The 21,386-nt window shown below is 66.8% G+C and carries 21 protein-coding genes; 7 read left to right on the top strand and 14 right to left on the bottom strand.

The genetic code is table 11. The features are described from left to right. The first annotated feature begins 20 nt into the window (after positions 1-20). The 4 genes from QW887_RS32400 (at position 21) to QW887_RS32385 (ending at position 4,797) form a co-directional block, all read left to right on the top strand. Positions 21-899, top strand: a complete 879-nt coding sequence (locus QW887_RS32400) for a F0F1 ATP synthase subunit gamma (protein WP_315715936.1) — start codon at positions 21-23, stop codon at positions 897-899. Between the two features lie 95 nt (positions 900-994). Continuing rightward, positions 995-2,437, top strand: coding sequence for a F0F1 ATP synthase subunit beta (gene atpD / locus QW887_RS32395; RefSeq protein WP_315715937.1), 1,443 nt, complete (start codon positions 995-997; stop codon positions 2,435-2,437). Between the two features lie 97 nt (positions 2,438-2,534). Beyond that, the gene (locus tag QW887_RS32390) at positions 2,535-2,942 is read left to right on the top strand and encodes a F0F1 ATP synthase subunit epsilon (protein WP_315715938.1); all 408 of its coding nucleotides are present in this window, start codon (positions 2,535-2,537) and stop codon (positions 2,940-2,942) included. A gap of 166 nt (positions 2,943-3,108) precedes the next feature. After that, on the top strand, positions 3,109-4,797 hold the full coding sequence (locus tag QW887_RS32385) for an adenylate/guanylate cyclase domain-containing protein (protein ID WP_315715939.1): 1,689 nt from the start codon (positions 3,109-3,111) through the stop codon (positions 4,795-4,797). 86 nt (positions 4,798-4,883) lie between these two features. On the opposite strand, the gene QW887_RS32380 is transcribed toward QW887_RS32385, so the two are convergent. The 11 genes from QW887_RS32380 to obgE form a co-directional block, all read right to left on the bottom strand. Next, a complete protein-coding gene (locus QW887_RS32380) occupies positions 4,884-5,390 on the bottom strand; it encodes an RNA pyrophosphohydrolase (protein WP_315715940.1) in 507 nt (168 codons plus the stop codon). Between the two features lie 141 nt (positions 5,391-5,531). After that, complete coding sequence (locus QW887_RS32375; protein ID WP_315715941.1) at positions 5,532-6,038, bottom strand: RNA pyrophosphohydrolase; 507 nt, start codon at positions 6,036-6,038, stop codon at positions 5,532-5,534. Positions 6,039-6,127: 89 nt separating this feature from the next. Beyond that, a complete protein-coding gene (locus tag QW887_RS32370; protein WP_315715942.1) occupies positions 6,128-7,345 on the bottom strand; it encodes a divergent polysaccharide deacetylase family protein in 1,218 nt (405 codons plus the stop codon). Between the two features lie 182 nt (positions 7,346-7,527). Further along, positions 7,528-8,880 (bottom strand): S41 family peptidase, encoded by a 1,353-nt coding sequence (locus tag QW887_RS32365; RefSeq protein WP_315715943.1) that lies wholly within the window; start codon positions 8,878-8,880, stop codon positions 7,528-7,530. Further along, positions 8,877-10,247, bottom strand: coding sequence for a murein hydrolase activator EnvC family protein (locus QW887_RS32360; RefSeq protein WP_316173389.1), 1,371 nt, complete (start codon positions 10,245-10,247; stop codon positions 8,877-8,879). The genes QW887_RS32365 and QW887_RS32360 overlap by 4 nt, the downstream gene beginning before the upstream one ends. Before the next feature lie 33 nt (positions 10,248-10,280). After that, positions 10,281-10,763: a 23S rRNA (pseudouridine(1915)-N(3))-methyltransferase RlmH gene (gene rlmH / locus QW887_RS32355; protein WP_316173387.1), complete on the bottom strand. Its 483-nt coding sequence runs from the start codon at positions 10,761-10,763 to the stop codon at positions 10,281-10,283. A gap of 57 nt (positions 10,764-10,820) precedes the next feature. Continuing rightward, the gene (rsfS, locus tag QW887_RS32350; RefSeq protein WP_315715946.1) at positions 10,821-11,177 is read right to left on the bottom strand and encodes a ribosome silencing factor; all 357 of its coding nucleotides are present in this window, start codon (positions 11,175-11,177) and stop codon (positions 10,821-10,823) included. 310 nt (positions 11,178-11,487) lie between these two features. Then, positions 11,488-12,111, bottom strand: a complete 624-nt coding sequence (locus tag QW887_RS32345; protein WP_315716185.1) for a nicotinate-nucleotide adenylyltransferase — start codon at positions 12,109-12,111, stop codon at positions 11,488-11,490. A 66-nt stretch (positions 12,112-12,177) separates the two neighbouring features. Further along, positions 12,178-13,467 carry a glutamate-5-semialdehyde dehydrogenase gene (locus QW887_RS32340; protein WP_316173385.1) on the bottom strand — a complete coding sequence of 430 codons (1,290 nt, stop codon included), beginning with the start codon at positions 13,465-13,467 and terminating at the stop codon, positions 12,178-12,180. A 74-nt stretch (positions 13,468-13,541) separates the two neighbouring features. Beyond that, positions 13,542-14,678, bottom strand: a complete 1,137-nt coding sequence (proB, locus tag QW887_RS32335; protein ID WP_316173384.1) for a glutamate 5-kinase — start codon at positions 14,676-14,678, stop codon at positions 13,542-13,544. A 144-nt stretch (positions 14,679-14,822) separates the two neighbouring features. After that, a complete protein-coding gene (gene obgE / locus QW887_RS32330; protein WP_315715949.1) occupies positions 14,823-15,893 on the bottom strand; it encodes a GTPase ObgE in 1,071 nt (356 codons plus the stop codon). 201 nt (positions 15,894-16,094) lie between these two features. Between obgE and QW887_RS32325 the strand changes: the two genes are divergently transcribed. After that, positions 16,095-17,012, top strand: coding sequence for a DMT family transporter (locus QW887_RS32325; protein WP_316195936.1), 918 nt, complete (start codon positions 16,095-16,097; stop codon positions 17,010-17,012). A gap of 78 nt (positions 17,013-17,090) precedes the next feature. Here QW887_RS32325 and QW887_RS32320 read toward each other — a convergent pair whose 3' ends face one another. The 3 genes from QW887_RS32320 to rplU all read right to left on the bottom strand — a co-directional run bounded on the left by QW887_RS32320 (position 17,091) and on the right by rplU (position 18,612). Beyond that, positions 17,091-17,681 (bottom strand): GNAT family N-acetyltransferase, encoded by a 591-nt coding sequence (locus QW887_RS32320; protein WP_316173383.1) that lies wholly within the window; start codon positions 17,679-17,681, stop codon positions 17,091-17,093. Between the two features lie 139 nt (positions 17,682-17,820). Beyond that, complete coding sequence (rpmA, locus tag QW887_RS32315; protein ID WP_315750651.1) at positions 17,821-18,090, bottom strand: 50S ribosomal protein L27; 270 nt, start codon at positions 18,088-18,090, stop codon at positions 17,821-17,823. 138 nt (positions 18,091-18,228) lie between these two features. After that, positions 18,229-18,612, bottom strand: a complete 384-nt coding sequence (rplU, locus tag QW887_RS32310) for a 50S ribosomal protein L21 (protein ID WP_315715953.1) — start codon at positions 18,610-18,612, stop codon at positions 18,229-18,231. Positions 18,613-18,971: 359 nt separating this feature from the next. Between rplU and QW887_RS32305 the strand changes: the two genes are divergently transcribed. Together QW887_RS32305 and QW887_RS32300 are read left to right on the top strand one after the other, a co-directional pair. Further along, positions 18,972-20,111 carry an ROK family protein gene (locus tag QW887_RS32305; RefSeq protein WP_315750655.1) on the top strand — a complete coding sequence of 380 codons (1,140 nt, stop codon included), beginning with the start codon at positions 18,972-18,974 and terminating at the stop codon, positions 20,109-20,111. 501 nt (positions 20,112-20,612) lie between these two features. After that, positions 20,613-21,275 carry an outer membrane protein gene (locus QW887_RS32300; RefSeq protein ID WP_410052641.1) on the top strand — a complete coding sequence of 221 codons (663 nt, stop codon included), beginning with the start codon at positions 20,613-20,615 and terminating at the stop codon, positions 21,273-21,275. Positions 21,276-21,386: the final 111 nt, after the last annotated feature.

Here is a 21,386-nt window from a genome sequence, read left to right as displayed (position 1 = left end):
CGGGGTGAGCTAGACGAACAATGGCGTCACTGAAAGACATGCGGGTCCGCATCGCCTCGACCAAGGCGACGCAGAAGATCACCAAGGCCATGCAGATGGTCGCCGCCTCCAAGCTGCGCCGCGCGCAGCAGGCGGCCGAAGCGGCGCGTCCCTATGCCGAGAAGATGGACGCCGTGATCTCCAACATCGCGAGCGCCACCATCGCCTCCGCCGGCGGCCCGAAGCTGTTGGCGGGCACCGGTCGCGATCAGGTGCACCTGCTGCTGGTCTGCACCGGCGAGCGCGGCCTGTCTGGCGCGTTCAACTCCTCGATCGTCCGCCTGGCGCGCGAGCGTGCGCTCGCCCTGATGAACCAGGGCAAGGAGGTGAAGTTCTTCTGCGTTGGCCGCAAGGGTTATGAGCAGCTTCGCCGCCAGTTCGACAAGCAGATCGTCGAGCACATGGACCTGCGCTCCGTGCGCCAGATCGGCTTCGCCAATGCCGACGAGATCGCCAAGAAGGTGATTGCCCGCTTCGAGGCCGGCGAATTCGACGTCTGCACCCTGTTCTACTCGCGCTTCCGCTCGGTGATCGCGCAGATCCCGACCGCTCAGCAGATCATTCCGCTGGTGGTCGAAGCGCGCCCGGCCAATGCGGCGCCGCTGGCGCCTTACGAATACGAGCCGGAAGAGGACGAGATCCTGGCTGGATTGCTGCCGCGCAATCTCGCGGTGCAGATCTTCCGCGCACTGCTCGAAAACAACGCCTCGTTCTACGGTGCGCAGATGTCGGCCATGGACAACGCCACGCGCAACGCCGGCGAGATGATCCGCAAGCAGACGCTGATCTACAACCGCACGCGTCAGGCGATGATCACCAAGGAACTGATCGAAATCATTTCGGGCGCCGAGGCGGTCTAGCCGGATCGCGCAGCGCCCGTTGAAGCGCAACCCAGGAACATATCCCGGTCGAGCCGACCGTGGTTTCGTATACGGATCGTAAGGAGAGACACTCAATGGCTACCGCAGCCAACCAGATCGGTCGCATCACCCAGGTCATCGGCGCCGTCGTCGACGTGCAGTTCGAAGGTCACCTGCCGGCCATTCTCAATTCGCTCGAAACCAAGAACGCCGGCAACCGCCTGGTGCTCGAAGTGGCCCAGCATCTCGGCGAATCCACCGTGCGCACCATCGCGATGGACACCACCGAAGGTCTGGTCCGCGGCCAGGAGGTGACCGACACCGGTTCGCCGATCCAGGTGCCGGTGGGCGTCGGCACGCTCGGCCGCATCATGAACGTGATCGGCGAGCCGATCGACGAGGCCGGTCCGGTCGAGGCCGAGGGCCTGCGTCCGATCCACGCGGACGCGCCGAGCTACACCGACCAGTCGACCGAAGCCGAGATTCTCGTCACCGGCATCAAGGTCGTCGACCTCTTGGCTCCCTACGCCAAGGGCGGCAAGATCGGTCTGTTCGGCGGCGCCGGCGTCGGCAAGACCGTGCTGATCCAGGAGCTCATCAACAACGTCGCCAAGGCGCACGGTGGTTATTCGGTGTTCGCCGGCGTCGGCGAGCGTACCCGTGAAGGCAACGACCTCTATCACGAGTTCATCGAATCCAAGGTCAACGCCGATCCGCACAATCCCGATCCGAGCGTCAAGTCGAAGTGCGCGCTGGTGTTCGGCCAGATGAACGAGCCGCCCGGCGCCCGCGCCCGCGTCGGCCTGACCGGCCTCACCGTCGCCGAGCACTTCCGCGACCAGGGCCAGGACGTGCTGTTCTTCGTCGACAACATCTTCCGGTTCACCCAGGCCGGCTCGGAAGTGTCGGCGCTGCTCGGCCGCATCCCCTCGGCGGTGGGTTATCAGCCGACGCTCGCCACCGACATGGGCGCGCTGCAGGAGCGCATCACCACCACCAACAAGGGCTCGATCACCTCGGTGCAGGCCATCTACGTGCCGGCCGACGACTTGACCGACCCGGCGCCGGCGACCTCGTTCGCGCATTTGGACGCCACCACCGTGCTCAACCGCGCGATCTCGGAAAAGGGCATCTACCCGGCGGTGGACCCGCTCGACTCGACCTCGCGCATGCTCTCCCCGCTGGTCGTCGGCGAGGAGCACTATCAGACCGCGCGTCAGGTCCAGCAGATTCTGCAGCGCTACAAGTCGCTGCAGGATATCATCGCCATCCTGGGCATGGACGAGCTGTCGGAAGAGGACAAGCTGACCGTGGCCCGCGCCCGCAAGATCGAGCGCTTCCTGTCGCAGCCGTTCCACGTCGCCGAAATCTTCACGGGATCGCCGGGCAAGTTCGTCGACCTCGCCGACACCATCAAGGGCTTCAAGGGCCTGTGTGAAGGCAAGTACGACCACCTGCCGGAGGCCGCCTTCTACATGGTCGGCAACATCGACGAGGCGGTCGAGAAGGGCAAGAAGCTGGCCGCCGAGGCGGCCTAAGGGCGATTAGCGGATAAGGAGTAGCGAATAGACGAGCTGTTCGCTGCTTCCTCCTTCACTACTCGCCATTCGCTATTCGCTATTCGCAGGTTTCCCAATGGCTACTTTCCATTTCGATCTCGTCTCGCCGGAAAAGATCGCCTTCTCGGGCGAGGTCGACCAGGTCGACGTTCCCGGCCAGGAGGGTGATTTCGGCGTGCTCGCCGGGCATGCGCCGTTCGTGGCGACGCTGCGGCCGGGTATCCTGACGGTGACATCAGGCGGATCGCAGCAGAAGATCATCGTGCTCGGCGGCCTTGCCGAGATCTCGGACAAGGGTCTGACGGTTCTCGCCGACGTCGCCACGTCGCTGAAGGAGCTCGACCAGACAGCTTTCGCGGCCGAGATCGCCGGCATGGAATCCAAGCTGAACGAGAAGCAAGGCAACGAGCTCGATCGCGCGATCGAGCGGCTCGATCACTTCAAGACGATCCAGCAGCAGCTCAATACGACTGCGCTGCATTGATCCCACCGCACGACGTATGAATGAACGTTCATGGCCGGGCTCTGCCCGGCCATTTTCGTTTGGGGCTCGAACGTCGTGCGCCGGTCGATGACTACTTCAAGGGAGGCCGGTTGCATGCTCACCGATCTGACGGCATGCTCCCGGCCAATCCAGCGGGCGCGGTGACATGGCAGGACAGATCGTCTTGAAACGCAAGATCGCGGCGATTTTCGCCGCCGATATCGCCGGCTATTCGCGCCTCGTCGCGGAGGATGAAGAAGAGACGCTACGGCGACTGGCGGCCTATCGCGAGGTCGTTGACGACTTCATCGCGCGAGCCGGCGGCCGCATCTTCAACACCGCTGGCGATGCGGTGCTCGCGGAATTTCCCAGCGCGGTCGAAGCGGTGCGTTGCGCGATCGACATCCAGGAGAGCCTGCGCACGCGCAACATGGCCTATCCGCCGAGCCGGCAGATGAGCTACCGCATCGGCATCACCATCGGCGACGTCGTCGAGCGCGACGGCGATCTGCTCGGCGACGGCGTCAACATCGCAGCACGCCTCGAGGGCCTCGCCGACGTCGGCGGCATCTGCATCTCGCGCGCCGTTCATGAGCAGGTCGCCAACAAGCTGTCGGTGCAGTTCGCCGACATGGGCGCGCGGGAGGTCAAGAACATCCCGACCCCGGTTCACGCCTATCGCGTGGCGATGCGCCGCGAGGACGGCACCTACGCGCCGCCGGAAGAAAAGAAAGTCGCCCGCGGCGGCGGGCTCCGCCTGATCTGGCGAATTGTGGCCGCCGTGGTTGCGCTCGGAGCCGTCGGGGTCGGGACCGAGCTCTATCTGGATTATCGCGATCCGCACCCCGCGCAGCGCGATGCCGCCAAGGCGGCCGCGGAAGCGCTGGCCCGGCTGTCGGCCACGCCGGCTTCGCCGTCCTCGGTCCCGTCTGCATCCCCATCCCCCGCGCCGACGCAGTCATCCGTCGCCAGGCAGACGGCCGACTCGCCGCAGCCGCAACAGTCGCCCTCGCCTTCATCCTCTGTCGCCGCCGAGAAGTTTGCACCTGAAGCCGTGCCGTTCGTGAGCGAGCGGACCCGCATTGCGCTGGCGCGCGACTACGTGCCGGCACCGGATCACAAGGCGTTCGCGACCACGATCAACGGCGTCAGCGCCTATGTCACCGGACAGGCGAGCGATGAGGCGGCGAAATCGGCCGCGCTGGAGCAATGTCAGCAACGCGCGGAGAGCGCGAACGGCCCGCGCAAATGCGAACTCTATGCCGTCGGCGACAATGTCGTTTACGTGCACAGCAAACCGCCGTTGCCGCCGCAGCCCTGGGTGCGCCACGACCCGATGACCGAGCGCGCCTTCAGCGCGGCAGAGATGCCGCTGGTGCGCGATACAGGCCGGGCCCGGCTCGAAGCGAACTACGGCACGGCGCGTCGGACCAAGGCCATCGCGCTCGGGCCCGGCGGGCAGTTCTTCTACAGCGTCGGCGGCGACCTCGTCGACGATGTGGTTCGCCGCAATCTGGAAGCCTGCGGTGCCCAGGCGGGCACCGCCTGCATCATCGTTGCGCTCGACGATGCCTTCGTGGTGCCGATACCGACGGTGATGAAAGCCACCGGCTTCTTCCGCGCGGCCATCCATCAGGCGATCGCCCCGGAGGCGCGCGAGGAGGTGGCGCGACGTCTCGAGGCCGCGACGTCGGGCTGGAATGCAGTCGCGGTCGGAACGGCCGGCCACCCCGGCTTCGGCCTCAATGGCGACCGTGAGGAGACGGCGATCGGCGGCGCGCTGGCCGACTGCGCCACACGCGACAACGACTGCCGGGTGATTGCGATCGGGCCGTTCACGGTCGAGGACAATTAGGCCGGCGAACTCTCGCGACATCGCCTTTCCGAGGCGCGCGGAGCGTCGGCCCTTGAATGACGAAGAGCCCCGCGCTTCGACGTAGATCAGTCGCCAACGTTGGCGAGATGCGCAAAAGCCTGCGCCACCGCGCGATAGACCTCGCGGCGAAACGGCACCACCAGCTCCGGGACGCGCGCCAGGCGGTCCCAGCGCCAGGCGTCGAACTCGGCCGGCTGGCCGTTGCGCGGCGTCACCGGATCGATGTCGGCGTCGCGCCCGGTGAAGCGCATCGCGAACCATTTCTGACGCTGGCCGCGAAAGCGCGCGAGCCGGTGGTTCGGATCCTCGAATGGCGGAAATTCGTAAGTCAGCCAGTCGGTCTCGCCGAGGATGTCGGCGTCGCGAATGCCGGTCTCCTCCCACAGCTCGCGCCGCGCTGCCGCCTGAAGATCCTCGCCGGGGTCGACGCCGCCCTGCGGCATCTGCCATTCGAGCCCGGGCAGCACGATCTCCGGCCCGTCGTCGCGAAAGCGGCGTCCAAGGAAGACGAGCCCTTCGGCGTTGAGCAGCGCGATGCCGACATTCGGACGATAGGGTCTGGTCTCGGTCATCCTCGAATCCATGAGCTGTCGTTCGCATGGCAGTGCATCATGACGGCATCGTCGCGACGCATCTGCAGAGATTCCCTGCAGCTCCTGCGCAGAAGCGGACTAGCGGATGTCGGGTACCGCGTCGAGGGCGGGGATCGCGATTCAATCGCCTGCGAGCGGAGCGAATTCCTTGACCACGCGCTCATAGACCGGCCGCTTGAACGGCACGATCAGCCCCGGCAGGTTCTTCATCGGCTCCCAGCGCCAGCTGACGAATTCCGCCTTGTGGTGGCCGCCGCCGGGGCGCTCGACATCGATCTCGGCATCGGCCCCGGTGAAGCGCAGCGCGAACCATTTCTGGCGCTGGCCGCGATAGCGCCCCTTCCAGGCACGGCCTGCGACCGTGCGCGGAATATCGTAGGTCAGCCAGTCGCCGACCTCGGCCAGCTTCTCGACGGAGCGCACGCTGGTCTCTTCATACAGCTCGCGCTTGGCCGCCTCCCAGGCATCCTCGCCGGGATCGACGCCGCCCTGCGGCATCTGCCAGACATGGGTGTCGTCGACATGCTCGATTCCGCCGGCGCGGCGACCGATGAAAACCAGCCCCTCCGAATTGATCAGCATGATGCCGACGCAGGTGCGGTAAGGCAGGTCCTCGTAGCGCGTCATTCCGGTCTCGGCCTTCCTGCGGGGACCCCTGCGCCTCGCTGCGCAGGCCTCCCGCTGTCACGTCGCCAGTCGGGCCGGCGCACGTTCGTTCAGTTCGATTTTGATTTCAGCATCGCGGTTGTCAATGGCACCAGCAGAATGCCCTTGCGGTCGAGCCCCTTGATCCAGGTGCCGATGCGGTCGATCGAGGCCGGCAGCGCCGAGGCGGTCCCGACGGCGACGCCACGTTCCTTGGCCAGGCTTTCGAGCTTGGCGAGCGCATTGTCGATCTCGACCGGGGTCGGCACCGCGTCGATGGCGACGTCGCCCTTCGCGAACGGCATCGCGAGCCCCGTGGCCAGCGAGGCTGCCACGCTGCGCGGGGCTGCGCCATCGTCGAACAGGGCCAGACCGCGCTTGGCGGCCTCGTTCACGATCGGCTGCATCGCCGCTTCCGTTGCGACGAAGCGCGCACCCATGAAGTTGCCGATGCCGACGTAACCCTGCAGCCGGCTCATGTGCCAGAACAGCCGGTCGATGTTCTGGTCCGGTCCGAGTGTTGCGAGCAGCGTCTGCGGACCCGGATCGTTGTCGGGATAGTCGTAGGGCTCCATCGGGACCTGCAGCAGGATCTCGTGGCGCTGCGCCCGGGCGCGCTCGGCGAGCTTGGTCGGATCGGAGCCATAGGGCGTGAAGGCCAGGGTGACCGCCGGCGGCAGCTTCATGATCGCGTCCGCCGTCTTGGCGGCGCCGACGCCGAGACCGCCGATCACGATCGCGACGGCCGGCATGCGCGCCGCCTTGGCGCGGTCGGCCTCGGCCGCATAGGCAGTGAATGGCTTCAGCCCGTCGGCCATCACCGGGATCATGCCGTAGCGCGACTTCTCCAGCAGCCGCGGGTCCACGCCGGGCATCTGGCTCGCGGGCGCGGCCGATCCAGGCTCTGCCGTCTCGCCACCGGCACCGATCGCGACCTCCTGGCGGGCGCCGCTGGAGCCGTCGATGATGGTGACCGTCTTGCGCTCGCCGCCCTCCTGCTTGGCCGCGGGGGCCGCGCCGTGGTCGGCCTTTGCGTCTGGCTTGCCATCCGGCTTGGCGGCGGGCTTGTCGTCGGTGGGTTTTGCGCCCTCGTTGATCGCGACGCGGGCGACCGGCTCGCCACCGAGTGGATTGTCGTTGAACATCGCAAAGCCGGCAAACACGACCAGGAACAGCGCCAGCAGCATCGCGAGGGCCTGCAGGGCCGTGAAGGGAAGCCGAATGCGGCGCCTGCGACGCTTTTCCGTCTGCCCGAGCGGGGCGCTCAGCTCGTCGGCCGTCTCTGTCATCGAAATTCCCGAATCAATCGGGTCGACGATACCACGGCGGGGATTCGGACGCAGGGCCGGTGTCCGCAAGCCCGTAGATCGGCGGAGCGGCAAACCAAGAAGCCGTCCAAAAAAGAAGGGCGGCCCGGAGGCCGCCCTTCAAACCTGATTCGCGTCGGTCGGCTGCCGCTCAGTTGGCGACCTCAGTTTGCCGCCTTGGCCGGCTTGTCGGCCGCGGCCTTCTCGGTCGGCGCCGGGGTGTTGGCGCTGTTCTTGATGCCGTGGAGCAGGTCGGCGGCCATTTTGAGCGCCTTGTCGTCCTTGGTGTCCGGCGGCACGTAGGACTGCGAGCCGGTCTTCTCGTCGCCGTCGTTCTTCAGATGGCCGCGCAGCGACGCCTCGCCCTTGGTGTCGGTGCGCGACTTCAGCTCATCCGGCACGTCCTGCAGCACCTCGATGTCGGGCACGATGCCCTTGGCCTGGATCGACTTGCCCGACGGCGTGTAGTAGCGCGCGGTGGTCAGTCGCAGCGCGCCGTTGCCGGCGCCGAGCGGGATGATGGTCTGCACCGAGCCCTTGCCGAACGAGCGGGTGCCGACCAGCGTCGCGCGCTTGTGGTCCTGCAGCGCGCCAGCCACGATCTCCGACGCCGACGCCGAGCCGCCATTGATCAGCACGATGACCGGCTTGCCCTTGGTGAGGTCGCCCGCATGTGCCGCGCGGCGCTGCGTCTCCTCGGCATTGCGGCCGCGGGTCGAGACGATCTCGCCGCGCTCCAGGAACGCGTCGGAGACGGTGACCGCCTCCTCGAGCAGGCCGCCCGGGTTGTTGCGCAGGTCGATGATGTAGCCCTTCAGCTTGTCACCGATCTGGTTCTGCAGGTCGGCGATGCTCTTCTTCAGGCCCTCGGTGGTCTGCTCGTTGAAGGTGGTGATGCGGATATAGGCGATGTCGTCGCTCTCGGTGCGCGAGCGCACCGAGCGGACGCGGATGTTGTCGCGGGTCAATGTCACGTCGAGCGGATTGTCGGCGCCCTTGCGCACGACCTTCAGCTTGATCTTGGTGCCGACCGGGCCGCGCATCTTCTCGACCGCCTGGTTGAGGGTCAGGCCCTGCACGGCTTCGTCGTCGAGATTGGTGATGATGTCGTTAGCCTGGATGCCCGCCTTCGAGGCCGGCGTATCGTCGATCGGCGACACCACCTTGATCAGGCCGTCTTCCATCGTCACCTCGATGCCGAGGCCGCCGAACTCGCCGCGGGTCTGCACCTGCATGTCGCGGAAGCTCTTCGCATCCATGTAGCTCGAATGCGGATCGAGGCCCGAGAGCATGCCGCTGATCGCGGACTCGACCAGCTTCGAATCGTCGGGCTTCTCGACATAATCGCTGCGCACCCGCTCGAACACGTCGCCGAACAGGTTGAGCTGGCGATAGGTATCGGCGGTCGCGGCGCGCGCCGTCGATCCCATCAACACCGCGCGCGGTTGCGAGACGAACAGGGTCAATGCCGCACCGGTGGCCGCGCTCAGGAGAATTACCGAAGTCTTACGCATCATCCGCGTACCTTTTCGCCTTCATTTGCGGCCCACCATGGGCCTGGATCGATTGGAGTGCCGTCCTTACGGAACTCGACATAGAGCACTGGTTGACTCGCGTTGGTAGCGAGAATGGAGGCAACCTGGGAGCTGTTACCCATGATCGCGACCGGCTCTCCCGTCTGAACAAACTGCCCGATGTTGACGGAAATGCGCTCCATCCCGGCGATCAGGACATGATACCCGCCACCGGCGTTGAGGATCAAGAGTTGTCCGTAGCTACGGAAGGGACCCGCATACACAACCCAGCCATCACACGGGGTTGTGACCTGAGCCCCTGGCCGGGTTGCCAAAGAAATGCCTTTATCCGAGCCGCCCGCACCGTCCGATGCGCCAAATTCGCGGATCTTGGTGCCGTTGACAGGAAACGTCAGCATGCCCTTGGTCGAGGCGAACGCGATCGCGGGCGCCTTGCGGCCCGGGTTGCGCAGCGCATTCGCGTCCGGCTTGCTGTTGACCGGCACCCCCTGCAGGCTCGCCGTCGAGGCAGCCTTGGCCGCGCTCTTGAGGTCCAGCTCCATCGTCGTGATCAGTCCCTGCAGCGAGTCGATCTGCTGCGCCAGCACGGCGGCGCGCGCGCTTTCGGCTTCCATGTCCTTCTCGGCCGAACTCTGCTTGCGCTGGCGTTCCTCCACCAAGGCGGCGAGACGGGTCTGATCGGTGCGCAGCCTGTCGCGGTCGCCGGCGAGCTTGTCGCGTTCGCTGGCGATCGTCTTGCGGATGGCGACGAGCTCGCCGAGATCGGTCGAGAGCTTTTCGGCGCGGCTGCGCATCTCGGGGATCACCGAACCCAGCAGCATCGCCGTGCGCAATGACTGCAGCGCGTCCTCGGGACGGACCAGCAGGGCCGGCGGGGTGCGGCGGCCGGCGCGCTGCAGAGCGGCCAGAACCTCGATGATCTCGGTCCGCCGGGCTTCCAGCGACGTCCGCAGATCCTGCTCGCGGCCGTCGAGCCCGCGCAGCCGCGTTTCGGCCTCGCCAACCCGCACTTCGACGCTACGCACCTGCGCCGCGACGTCGATCAGCTGCTGATTGAGCTTGCCGCGGTCCTCGCCGAGCGCGGCGATGTCGGCCTTCAGCCGCTCCTGGGCCTCGGCGGCGGCCTTCTGGGCCGCGCGGGCGGCCTCGAGCTCCTGTTCGCGCTGCTTCAACTGCTCCGGGGTGACCGGCGTCGGTGACGCGGTGCCGGGGATGGATGGCCGGAGTCCGCTCTGCGCCAGCGCCGGACATCCGGAAAAGACCACCACGAGCGCGATGAGCGACGCGCGGCAGGACCGGCCGCTGCGGACAGGTCTTGGGAAGCAGGAGAGGGGCCGCGCAGCGAACATCGAGGTCCTTATTGTGCTCCCATCGTCCCTTGTTCAAGCGCGGTGATAGGGGTGACCGGCAAGGATCGTAGCAGTACGGTAAATCTGCTCGAGCAGCAGGACGCGGACGATCTGGTGCGGCCAGGTGGCGGCGCCAAACGCAACCCCAAGCTTGGCTCTGCGCCGCAAATCGGGCGAAAGTCCGTCGGCGCCGCCGATTGCGAAGACGGCAGCCGGAATGCCTTCGTCCCGCCAGCGCCCAAGATAACCCGCAAAAGTTGTACTGTCGACGTTCCGGCCACGCTCGTCGAGACAGACGAGCACGGACTTGTCGGGGATCGCCGCCGATATCGCGGAGGCCTCCTCGGTCATGCGCGTCGCCGCATCGCGCCCGCGGCTTTCCGGGATTTCATGGATGTCGAGGCCGCGAAAGCCGAGCTTGCGGCCGATGTCGTCGAAACGCTCGCGGTAGCGCTCCGCGAGCTCCCGCTCGGGACCCTGCTTCAACCGGCCGATGGCGACCACGATCAGGCGCATGCGCACCCGACTAGCACGTGCGCCGCACGATTCGCATCCGTCGCGGCGTGGGACCGCCTAGACCGCCTTGGCCGGGTTCGGCCCTTGAGTCCACAATCGCTCGAGATTGTAGAACTCGCGAACCTCGGGTCGAAACACGTGCACGATCACGTCGCCGGAATCGATCAGCACCCAATCGCAATTGGGCAGGCCCTCGATGTGGAGTTTCTTGGTGCCGGCTTCCTTCAGGCCCTTGGCGACGTTTTCCGCGATCGATCCGACGTGCCGGTTCGAGCGGCCCGTAGTAATGACCATGTAGTCGGAATACGCCGATTTGCCGTGAAGATCGATCGTGACCGTCTCCTCCGCCTTCATATCTTCGAGGCGGGAGAGGATCGTGCGCAGGGTCTTGTCGGCGTCGGGTTGCGCCTGCAAGGCCGCATCTTGGGTCGACGTCTTACGCGCTGACTTGGCAGTCGCCGACTTGGTAGTCGTTGCCTTCGTCTTCGGTAAGGCCGACTGGGACAATACAGATGTGGTCAGGGACCATTCCTTTCACTGTATCGCAGGCCGAATCCAACCCGGCCTGCTGACCATATTAGGCATGTGGGGTTAAGGGTTTCAACAATCCAGTACCCGGTCGTCCGGCCCGACAGCGTCCAGGCCGTCCCCGCTTCGGACCGTAGCGGAGACGGCAAGTTCCATGCATATCCGATGCCGCGCGCGATGGCGAACGCGCGGCCTTTCAGAACGACTTCCAACTGCCGTCCGGGTTCCTCAGGCCCGTCGAGGACAGGCTGAGCTTGAGGCCGGTGAGGTAGACCCAGGCTGGAGCGGCGCGGTCGGCCAGACGGCTGGCTTGCGCTTCGGGAATGCGATACCGCGCCAGGGCGCGTGCGGCGGGCGCGTTCAGGGCGCGGAAGCTGCGGGGCGGACGATCGACCACGGCCATCGGAACCTGGGCCGCGATGTGCCGCCACTTCTGCCAGCGATGGAACTGCGCGAGATTGTCAGCGCCCATGATCCACACGAAGCGCAAGCGCGATGCACGCCGGCGCAGATAATCGATCGTGTCGGCAGTGTAGCGGGTGCCGATGACGGATTCGAGACAGCTGATCTCGATGCGCGGATCGGCGGCCACCTTGCGCGCCGCCTCGGCGCGTTCGGCCAGCGCATGCAGCCCGCCATTGTTCTTGAGCGGATTGCCCGGTGTCACCAGCCACCAGACACGGTCCAGCTGCAGCCGCTTCAGCGCGAACAGGCTGATCGCGCGGTGCGCCTGGTGCGGCGGATTGAACGAGCCGCCGAGCAGGCCGATGCGCATGCCATCACTGTGGGGCGGCAGCGCCTGGCGGATCGCAAGGCGCATGGCTGTGGCGTCGGTCACGGCTGCCCCCGCCTGCTGCTCGTGCAACTCAACCACAGGATGCGGCCGTCATGGCCGCGTCTGCCCGGTGCCGTGGATGCGATATTTGAAGCTGGTGAGCTGCTCGACGCCGACGGGGCCGCGCGCATGGAACTTGCCCGTGGCGATGCCGATCTCGGCGCCGAAACCGAACTCGCCGCCGTCGGCGAACTGGGTCGAGGCGTTGTGCAGCACGATCGCAGAGTCGACCTCGTTGAGGAACTTGTCGGCGGCCGCATTGTCATCGGTGACGATCGCGTCGGTGTGGTGTGAGCCGTGCGCGTGGATGTGGGCGATCGCGCCCTCCACGCCGTCGACGACCTTCGCGGCGATGATCGCGTCGAGATATTCGGTGTCCCAGTCCTCGTTGCTGGCCGGCTTCACCCGCGCATCGGCCGCGCACACGACCTCATCGCCCCGCACCTCGCAGCCGGCGCCAATTAGCATGTCGACCAGCGGCTTGATCTTGTCGGCGGCCGCGCGATCGACCAGCAGCGTCTCTGCCGCGCCGCAGACGCCGGTGCGGCGCATCTTGGCGTTCAGCACGATCGACTTGGCCATCTCCAGGTCGGCGGCGCCGTCGACATAGACGTGGTTGACGCCTTCGAGATGCGCGAACACCGGCACACGTGCCTCGGCCTCGACGCGGGCGACGAGGCTCTTGCCGCCGCGCGGCACGATGACGTCGACGCCGCCGTTCAGGCCGGACAGCAGCAGGCCGACGGCGGCACGATCGCGCGTCGGCACCAGCGTGATCGCCGCGTCTGGCAGGCCCGCCTCGCGCAGGCCTTCGACCAGGCATTCGTGAATGGCGCGGCAGGAGCGGAACGAGTCCGAGCCGCCGCGCAGGATCACCGCATTGCCGGACTTCAGGCACAGCACGCCGGCATCGGCCGCCACGTTGGGGCGGCTCTCGAAGATCACGCCGATCACGCCGAGCGGCACCCGCACGCGCTCGATGGTCATGCCGTTCGGCCGCTGCCAGCTCTCGGTGACGATGCCGATGGGATCGGCGACCTCGCGCACAGCGGCGATGCCGTCGGCCATCGCGGCGACGCGGGCCGGGGTCAAGGTCAGGCGATCGAGGAAGGAGGAAGTGATGCCGGCGGCCTTGGCCTCGACCACGTCCTCGGCATTGGCGGCGATGATCGTGTCCGCGCGGGCCCGGATCAGCCGCTCCATCGCCTCCAGCGCCCGGTTCTTCTGCGCGGCCGGCGCCAGCGACAGCACGCGCGCGGCGGCGCGCGCCTGCTTGGCGAGGTCGTTCATCAGCGCAGGCAGATCGGCGCTGCCGTCGATGGCTTTCAAAGGCGCGGTCATGGGCGTTTCAACCTTGAATTAAGGCTCTCCAGTAGCACGGAATTCGGCCGTTTGCGAACGCTGGTGCCGCGGTCTCAGACCTGACCGGCACCTGCCGGGCCGATCACCAGATCGTCGCGATGGATCATCTCGGCGCGGCCGGAGATGCCGAGGATGACGGCCACGTCCGGCGACGAACGGCCCTTGATCCGCTCGGCATCGTCGGCGTCATAGGCAACGAGGCCGCGGCCGATCTCATGGGTGTCGGGGCCGCGCACCACCACGGCATCGCCGCGGGCGAACTGGCCATCGACACGGATGACGCCGGCCGGCAAGAGGCTTTTGCCCGCCCGCAGCGCGGTCACGGCGCCGGCGTCGATCGTCAGCGTGCCCTTCGGCTCCAGTGAACCCGCGATCCAGCGTTTGCGCGCGGTGACGGGGTTTGCCGGCGTCAGGAACCAGGTGCAACGGCCGCCATTGGCGATCGCGGCCAGCGGGTGCTCGATCTTGCCGGAGGCGATCAGCATGTGGGTGCCGCCAGTGGTGGCGATCTTGGCGGCTTCGATCTTCGTGCGCATGCCGCCGCGCGAAAACTCGGAAGCCGCGCTGCCGGCCATGGCCTCGATGTCGGCGGTGACGCTCTCGACCACGGGGATCAGCCGCGCATTCGGATCCTGCGCGGGCGGCGCGGTGTAGAGGCCGTCGATATCGGACAGCAGCACCAGCAGATCGGCGCTCGCCATGGTCGCGACACGGGCGGCGAGGCGATCATTGTCGCCATAGCGGATCTCGGCGGTCGCGACCGTGTCGTTCTCATTGATGACCGGCACCGCGCGCCATTCCAGGAGCTTGGCGATGGTCGAACGGGCGTTGAGATAACGCCGGCGCTCCTCGGTGTCCTGCAGCGTCACCAGGATCTGGCCGGCACTGACGCCATGAGCGCCGAGCACCTCCGACCAGGTCCGCGCCAGCGCGATCTGGCCGACCGCGGCGGCCGCCTGGCTCTCCTCCAGCTTCAGCGGTCCGCGCGGCAGCTTCAATCGGCTCCGGCCGAGCGCGATCGAGCCCGAGGATACGACCAGCAGCTCGCAGCCGCGGCTGTGGAGCCGGGCGATGTCGGCCGCCAGCGCGGCGAGCCAGGAGGCGCGGACCTCGCCGGCCTCGGAATCGACCAGCAGCGACGAGCCGACCTTGACGACGATGCGGCGGAAATTTTCGAGACGGGGTGCCATGGCGTGAACGGGGTCGGTTCGAGCCCTCGCATCGTGATGAGAGGTGCGTGGCTGACACGCGGTCCGCACGGGACGGGGCTCAAGTGTTGATGGATGGCGGCGAGTGTCGCAAGCGAGGGCCTGCGAGGCAAGGTTGGCTTCAGTTCAACCCTGCGGTGACGTTGGGGCCGCCCACGGCTCCTCGGTCGCGGCGCTCTCGGTCGTGCTCTTGGCCTTGAGGGACACAGGCTGTTCGCCGACCACGTCGGCGAGCTTGCGCAAAGCTTCCTTGACGCCTTCGCCCGTGGCGCCGGAAATCAGCAGCGGCGTCTTCTTGGCGGCGCGCTTCAGCCGGTCCCTCTGCTTCTTCAGCTCGTCCGGATCGACCGCGTCGATCTTGTTCAGCGCGACGATCTCGACCTTGTCGGTCAGCTCGCCGCCATAGGCTTCGAGCTCGTGCCGCACGGTCTTGTAGGCCTTGCCGGCGTGCTCGCAGGTGGCATCGACCAGGTGCAGCAGCACACGGCAGCGCTCGACATGGCCGAGGAAACGGTCGCCGAGGCCGGCGCCCTCATGCGCGCCCTCGATCAGGCCGGGAATGTCCGCCAGCACGAACTCGCGGCCGTCGGCGTTCACGACGCCGAGCTGCGGATGCAGCGTGGTGAACGGATAGTCGGCGATCTTCGGCTTGGCGGCGGAGACCTTGGACAGGAAGGTCGACTTGCCGGCATTGGGCAGGCCGACCAGGCCGGCATCGGCGATCAGCTTCATGCGCAGCCAGATCCAGCGCTCCTCGCCGGGCTGGCCGGGATTGGCGTTGCGCGGCGCCCGGTTGGTCGGCGACTTGAAATGGGCGTTGCCGAAGCCGCCATTGCCGCCCTCGGCCAGCACGAAGCGCTCGCCCACCGCGGTAAAGTCGTGGATCAGCGTCTCGCGATCCTCGTCGAAGATCTGGGTGCCGACGGGAACCTTGAGCACCACGGACTTGCCGCCGGCGCCATGGCGGTCCTTGCCCATGCCGTTCTCGCCCTTCTGGGCCTTGAAATGCTGCTGGTAGCGGTAGTCGATCAGGGTGTTGAGGCCGTCGACGGCCTCGATGATCACGTCGCCGCCGCGGCCGCCATTGCCGCCGTTCGGCCCACCGAACTCGATGAACTTCTCGCGCCGGAACGCAACGCAACCGTTGCCGCCGTCGCCGGAGCGCACATAGACCTTGGCTTCATCGAGGAATTTCATGATGCGCCCTACGTAGGCGAGGCGGGTCCCCACGGCAACCGCGGAATGGGTTTAATTCGGCCCGAAGCCTTAATTTCGAGCGGTAAAGCCGCGCTGCGCAGCACGTGGACAAGGCGTGCGCAGGGGTTGCAGCAGGGCTGCATGACGCGCCATGCGGAAGGGCTGGAGCCGCGGCGGCGTGCCTGATAAGGCAGCCCCATCATGAGCGTGCTGTCCCGAATCTCCACCGCCAACGATGAGCGCTCGGCGCGGCTGGCCGGCATCGGCCTGATGCTGCTGTCGATTGCGATGTTCTCGTTCGGCGACGCCCTCGGCAAGTTCCTGGTGTCGACCTATGCCGTCGGCCAACTCCTGTGGCTGCGCGCCTGTGCGGCGCTGCTCTTGCTCGTACCGTTCATCTGGCGCAACCGCGCCGCGTTCCTGCAGCTCGAGCGCCCCTGGCTGCAGCTCGTGCGCGTGATCCTGTCGACGTTGGAGGTCGCGGCGTTCTTCCTCGCCACCGTCTATCTGCCGCTCGCCGACGTCATCACCTACTATCTCGCCGGGCCCATCTTCGTCACCGCGCTGTCGGCGCTGGTGCTGCGCGAGCATGTCGGCTGGCGGCGCTGGACCGCGATCCTGATCGGCTTCTGCGGCGTGCTGATCGCGCTGCGGCCCTCGGCGCAGACCTTCAGCCTGCCGGCCTTGATCGCGCTCGGCGGCAGTCTGTCGTTCGCGGTGCTGATGCTGATCACGCGCAGTCTGCGCGCGACGCCGGACATCGTGATGGCGTCGTCGCAGTTCGTCGGGACCTTCCTGCTCGGCGCCGCGATGTCCTCGTTCGGCTGGGTGACGCCGACGCCCGGCAGCCTGGTGCTGTTCGCCGCCGCCGGCCTCATCTCGGTGACCGCGCTGTTCTGCGTCAACCGCTCGCTCAAGCTGGCGCCGGCCTCGGTGGTCGTGCCCTATCAGTACACGATGATCGTCTGGGCCGTGCTGTTCGGCTTCGTCGTGTTCGGTGACGTGCCGCATCCCGCCACCATCATCGGCGCCACCATCATCATCGGCGCGGGGCTGTACATCTATCTGCGCGAGCGCAGCCTGGGGCAGGGCCAGGGTGCGGTGAATCCGCCGGCCTGAGATGCGACCCTCCCCTGGAGGGGGAGGGTCGCCTCACGCGGAGCGAAGCGACACGTGAGGCGGGGAGGGTGGCCCGGCCTAACTCCGCCGCCCCGCATTGGCCCAGGCCTTCAGCGAGGACCAGACGCCGCGGGTCAGGCGGAAGGCGTCGACCGGGGCGGAGGAGCCGATCACCTCGAAGCGGTGCAGCTCGACGCCGGTCCATTGGAAGCCGCACTTTTCCAGGATGTTGCGCGAGGCTGGGTTGCTGACGCGGGCGTGCCCGATCAGCGAATTGTCCTCGCTCGTCTCGAAGAAATGGTCGATCGCGGCGCGCGCGGCTTCGGTGCCGAAGCCGCGGCCCCAATGCGCAACGCCCAGCCAGTAGCCGAGCTCGGCACGGCCCGTTGCTGCTCGATTGATCCCGACCATGCCGATCGGCGTGTCCAGATGCTCGATCAGGAAGGCGGTCTCACCCGTCTGTTCCAGCGCGCGAACGAAGCGAGCGGCATCGACCTCCGAATAGGGATGCGGCAGGCGGCGGGTATTCTCGGCGATAACACGGTCGTCGGCGAGCCGGGCGATGGCTGTCACGTCCGCGAGCACCGGCGCACGCAGCGTCAGCCGGGAGGTTTCGAGGACGCAAGGTCTCGCCTCGCGCAAGGTGGGAGTGGTGATGTCCTGCAGCATGTCGGGCTCCATCGACGCTTCGGGATCAACTGATCAGCGAAAATGAAAAGGGGAGGCCGGTTGTCCCGCCTCCCCTGGAGCCATCTGGCGCTCCGCCGGTTTGTCAGGACCCGGCGGACGCGAATTGTTCCACCGTATTCTACTCAGCAGCCTCGGCGAGTACCGGACGTACCGAGATGAACGTGCGGTTGGCACGGTCATGGAACTCGACGACGCCCTCGATTTTCGCGAAGATCGTGTGGTCCGTGCCCATGCCGACGTTGAGGCCGGGATGCCAGGTGGTGCCGCGCTGACGCGCAATGATGTTGCCGGGAATCACGCGCTCGCCGCCGAACGCCTTGATGCCGAGGCGCTTGCCCTTGGAGTCGCGTCCGTTGCGGGATGAACCGCCTGCCTTTTTATGAGCCATCGCTCGTCTCCGATCTCTTGCGATCACCTTTAGCGCGATTCCGCTAAGGGATCATTCACATTTGCAACCTGCGCGGACGAAAAATCCACGCGCGATGAGGTCAAGCCGGTGCGGCGCGCGAGACGCGCGCCGGCACGCTTACTCGGCGGCGTCGGCCGCCGGGGCTTCCGCCTTGACCTTCTTCGGGCGCGGGCCCTTGGTCGGCTTGGCGTTGTCGGTCAGGATCTCCGAGACGCGGATCAAGGTCAGCTCGTCCCGGTAGCCGCGCTTGCGGCGCGAATTCTTGCGGCGGCGCTTCTTGAACGCGATCACCTTGGGGCCGCGCTTGTGGTCCAGCACCTCGACGGCCACGGACGCGCCGGCCACCGCGGGGATGCCCAGCACCGGCGTATCACCGCCGACCACCAGCACCTCGTTCAGCTGCACGATCGTTCCGGGCTCACCGTCGATCTTGCCAATCTCGAGCACATCATCCGGGGCGACGCGGTATTGCTTGCCGCCGGTCTTGATGACTGCGAACATCGTTCTCATCCTTCGTGTTCGATCCCGGCCTCAGAGCGCGATGGCTCCGGGTCGGCTTCTTGTTCAGTCGTTATGGTTCATGTGGTCCGGCCCGATTGGAGCCGGAAGTCGCGCCCGAGGCTTTGAGGCCTCAAGAAAGGGCGCAACGACAAACGGCGCAGGAACGCCCGCGCCGGTCGATCGGGCGCTTATAGCGGCGTGAGCCGGCGAGTCAAGGTGAATGGCCGGTTGCCGCTCGGACGGGATGCCCGGGCCCCGCCGACCCCCGGCCGCCATTCGCTCGACCCGGCGCACCGGACCCGCAACCAACTGTTCCCTCCGCCGTTGTCCGGACCCAATGCACAACAGGGCAGGATCGCATGGCCGACGACGTCATGACCACCACGGGCATCGCCCGCCACGGCGCCGCGCGGCTGCCGACGGTCGAGATCGACAGCTTCAACATCGAGCTCAAGGACGAGGACGGCTTCCTCGGCGACCGCGCCTCCAAGGGCGCCTTTCGCAAGATCCTGGAGCGCTGGCGCAAGCCGTTGCGCAAATCCGGCAAGGATCCGTTCGGCGACGAGGACAGCGAGACCATCAGCAAGAAGGCGCTGGACGCCATCCTGGTCGGCGACGACACCGAGGCCTCGGCCGTGGTGCACTCCGCGATCGAGGAATTCGCCCAGGAGCTCGCCCACGTCACCCGGCGCTTCCTGCGCACCAAGGCCTGGGCCAAGACCGAATGCATCGTGGTCGGCGGCGGCTTTCGCGACTCTCGCCTCGGCGAGCTCGCGATCGCGCGCACCGAGATCATCCTCAAGGACGAGGGTTTTGGCGTCGAGCTGGAGCCGATCCGCTACCATCCCGACGATGCCGGCTTGATCGGCGCACTGCATCTGGCGCCGTCCTGGATCTTCGAGGCCCATGACAGCATCCTGGCGGTCGATATCGGCGGCACCAACATCCGCTGCGGCGTGGTCGAGACCGCGCGCAAGAAGGCCCCGGACCTGTCGAAAGCGTCGGTGTGGAAGTCCGATCTCTGGCGCCATGCCGATGACGAACCCACGCGGGAAGGTGCGGTCAAGCGGCTCGCCAAGATGCTGAAGGAGCTGATCGAGGAGGCGGACGCCGAGGGCCTGCGGCTGGCGCCCTTCATCGGCATCGCTTGTCCCGGCGTCATCAACGAGGACGGCTCGATCGAGAAGGGCGCACAGAACCTGCCGGGCAATTGGGAGAGCAGCAAGTTCAACCTGCCGGCTAGCCTGGTCGAGGCGATCCCGATGATCGGTGATCACGACACCGCGGTGCTGATGCACAATGACGGCGTCGTGCAGGGCCTCTCCGAGGTGCCGTTCATGCAGGAGTTCGAGCGCTGGGGCGTGCTGACCATCGGCACCGGCCTGGGCAATGCCCGCTTTACCAACCGCCGCAAGGAGAACGGCCGCAGAGACAGGGACGACAAGGCCAAGGAGGACAAGGCCGACGACAAGAAGGCGGCCAAGAAAAAGAAGGATTGAGCATTGGCGCGCCGCACCATGTCTCTCGGCGGTCCGGAGAGGGGGGAGGCGTGCCGCACTGCAGCAGGGCGCCTCCGCGCTCCCGGACGTGCGGAAAACCGCCGTACAACCAGTCGGATGGCCTGGAACCCGGTAACCTTGACTGGTTAGGTTAAGGAACGGTTCGCATTGCGATGCACGCGCAGATGGCCCAGGGTCGCCGGCGTCGCTCAGGCCGGCCGGATTGACCCCCGTCTCTTCCGTCGGTTTCCCCAAGATGTAGCGACACGGGACCGCCGGTATGTGTCAGCGTACGGCGGTCCCACCTTTGTCTCCTGGCCTCCGTCGCCAGCCGCCGCGTCCGCAACGGCAGGAGAAAATCGTCGTCGGTATAAATCAAGTCCATTTACAAACCGTCTAGTCGGTTTATGAATTGACATCCCAAATGGGGTGGGATTTGACGGCGCAATCTCGCGCCGGGTGGAGTGTGAGGACATGATGATCAGACGGGCGAGAGGCTGGATGGCTGCGGTGGCGGCGGCGGCGGCGGTGGCGGTGGCGGTGGCGGCGGCGGCGCTGGGCCTCGGCGGGGCAGAGGCAGCCGACCTGGCGGCGACCACCTACAAGGCGCCGGCCTATGCCGCCGCACCAGCACCGTTTTCCTGGACCGGCTTCTATGCCGGCGCCAATGTCGGCGGCGCCTTCACCGGAAACGACTCCTTCACGAACGCCGCCGGCGCCAATGGCGGTAAGCTGTCCGGCGTGATCGGCGGCCTGCAGGCCGGCTACAACTACCAGATCTCGCCGATGTTCGTGGTCGGCATCGAGAACGATCTCGAATTCACCGGTCTCTCGCGCAAGGCCGACCTCGTCAATCCGGCCGTCAGCATGCCCTGGCTCACCTCCGGCCGCGCGCGCGCCGGCATCGCGGTGCTCGACCAGCGCCTGTGGCTGTATGGTACGGCGGGTCTTGCGGCCGGCGAGTTGAAGGACGGGCCGACCCACAAGATGAAGATGGGCTGGACCGCGGGCGGCGGCGCCGAATGGGCGTTCCTGCCGAAATGGTCGGCCAAGCTCGAGTACCTCTACACCGACCTCAAGCACGACGATCTGCCGGACTGGCGAGCGGCCAAGATTCACTCCGTGCGGCTCGGCTTGAACTACCATTTCGACCTGTTCCGCTGACGAGCGCGGCGCAGACCAGCGGGTTCGAAGGCCCGCGTCAGTCTGGGGCCTTCGGAGCGCGGGGCCGAGCGGTGTAGCCGTTCAGCCGCCGCGTGCGGTCCGCTTCCCCGA

It is taken from the genome of Bradyrhizobium sp. SZCCHNRI3052, assembly GCF_032484895.1.
Classification (GTDB): domain Bacteria; phylum Pseudomonadota; class Alphaproteobacteria; order Rhizobiales; family Xanthobacteraceae; genus Bradyrhizobium.
This window is presented reverse-complemented; position numbering and strand designations above follow the sequence as displayed.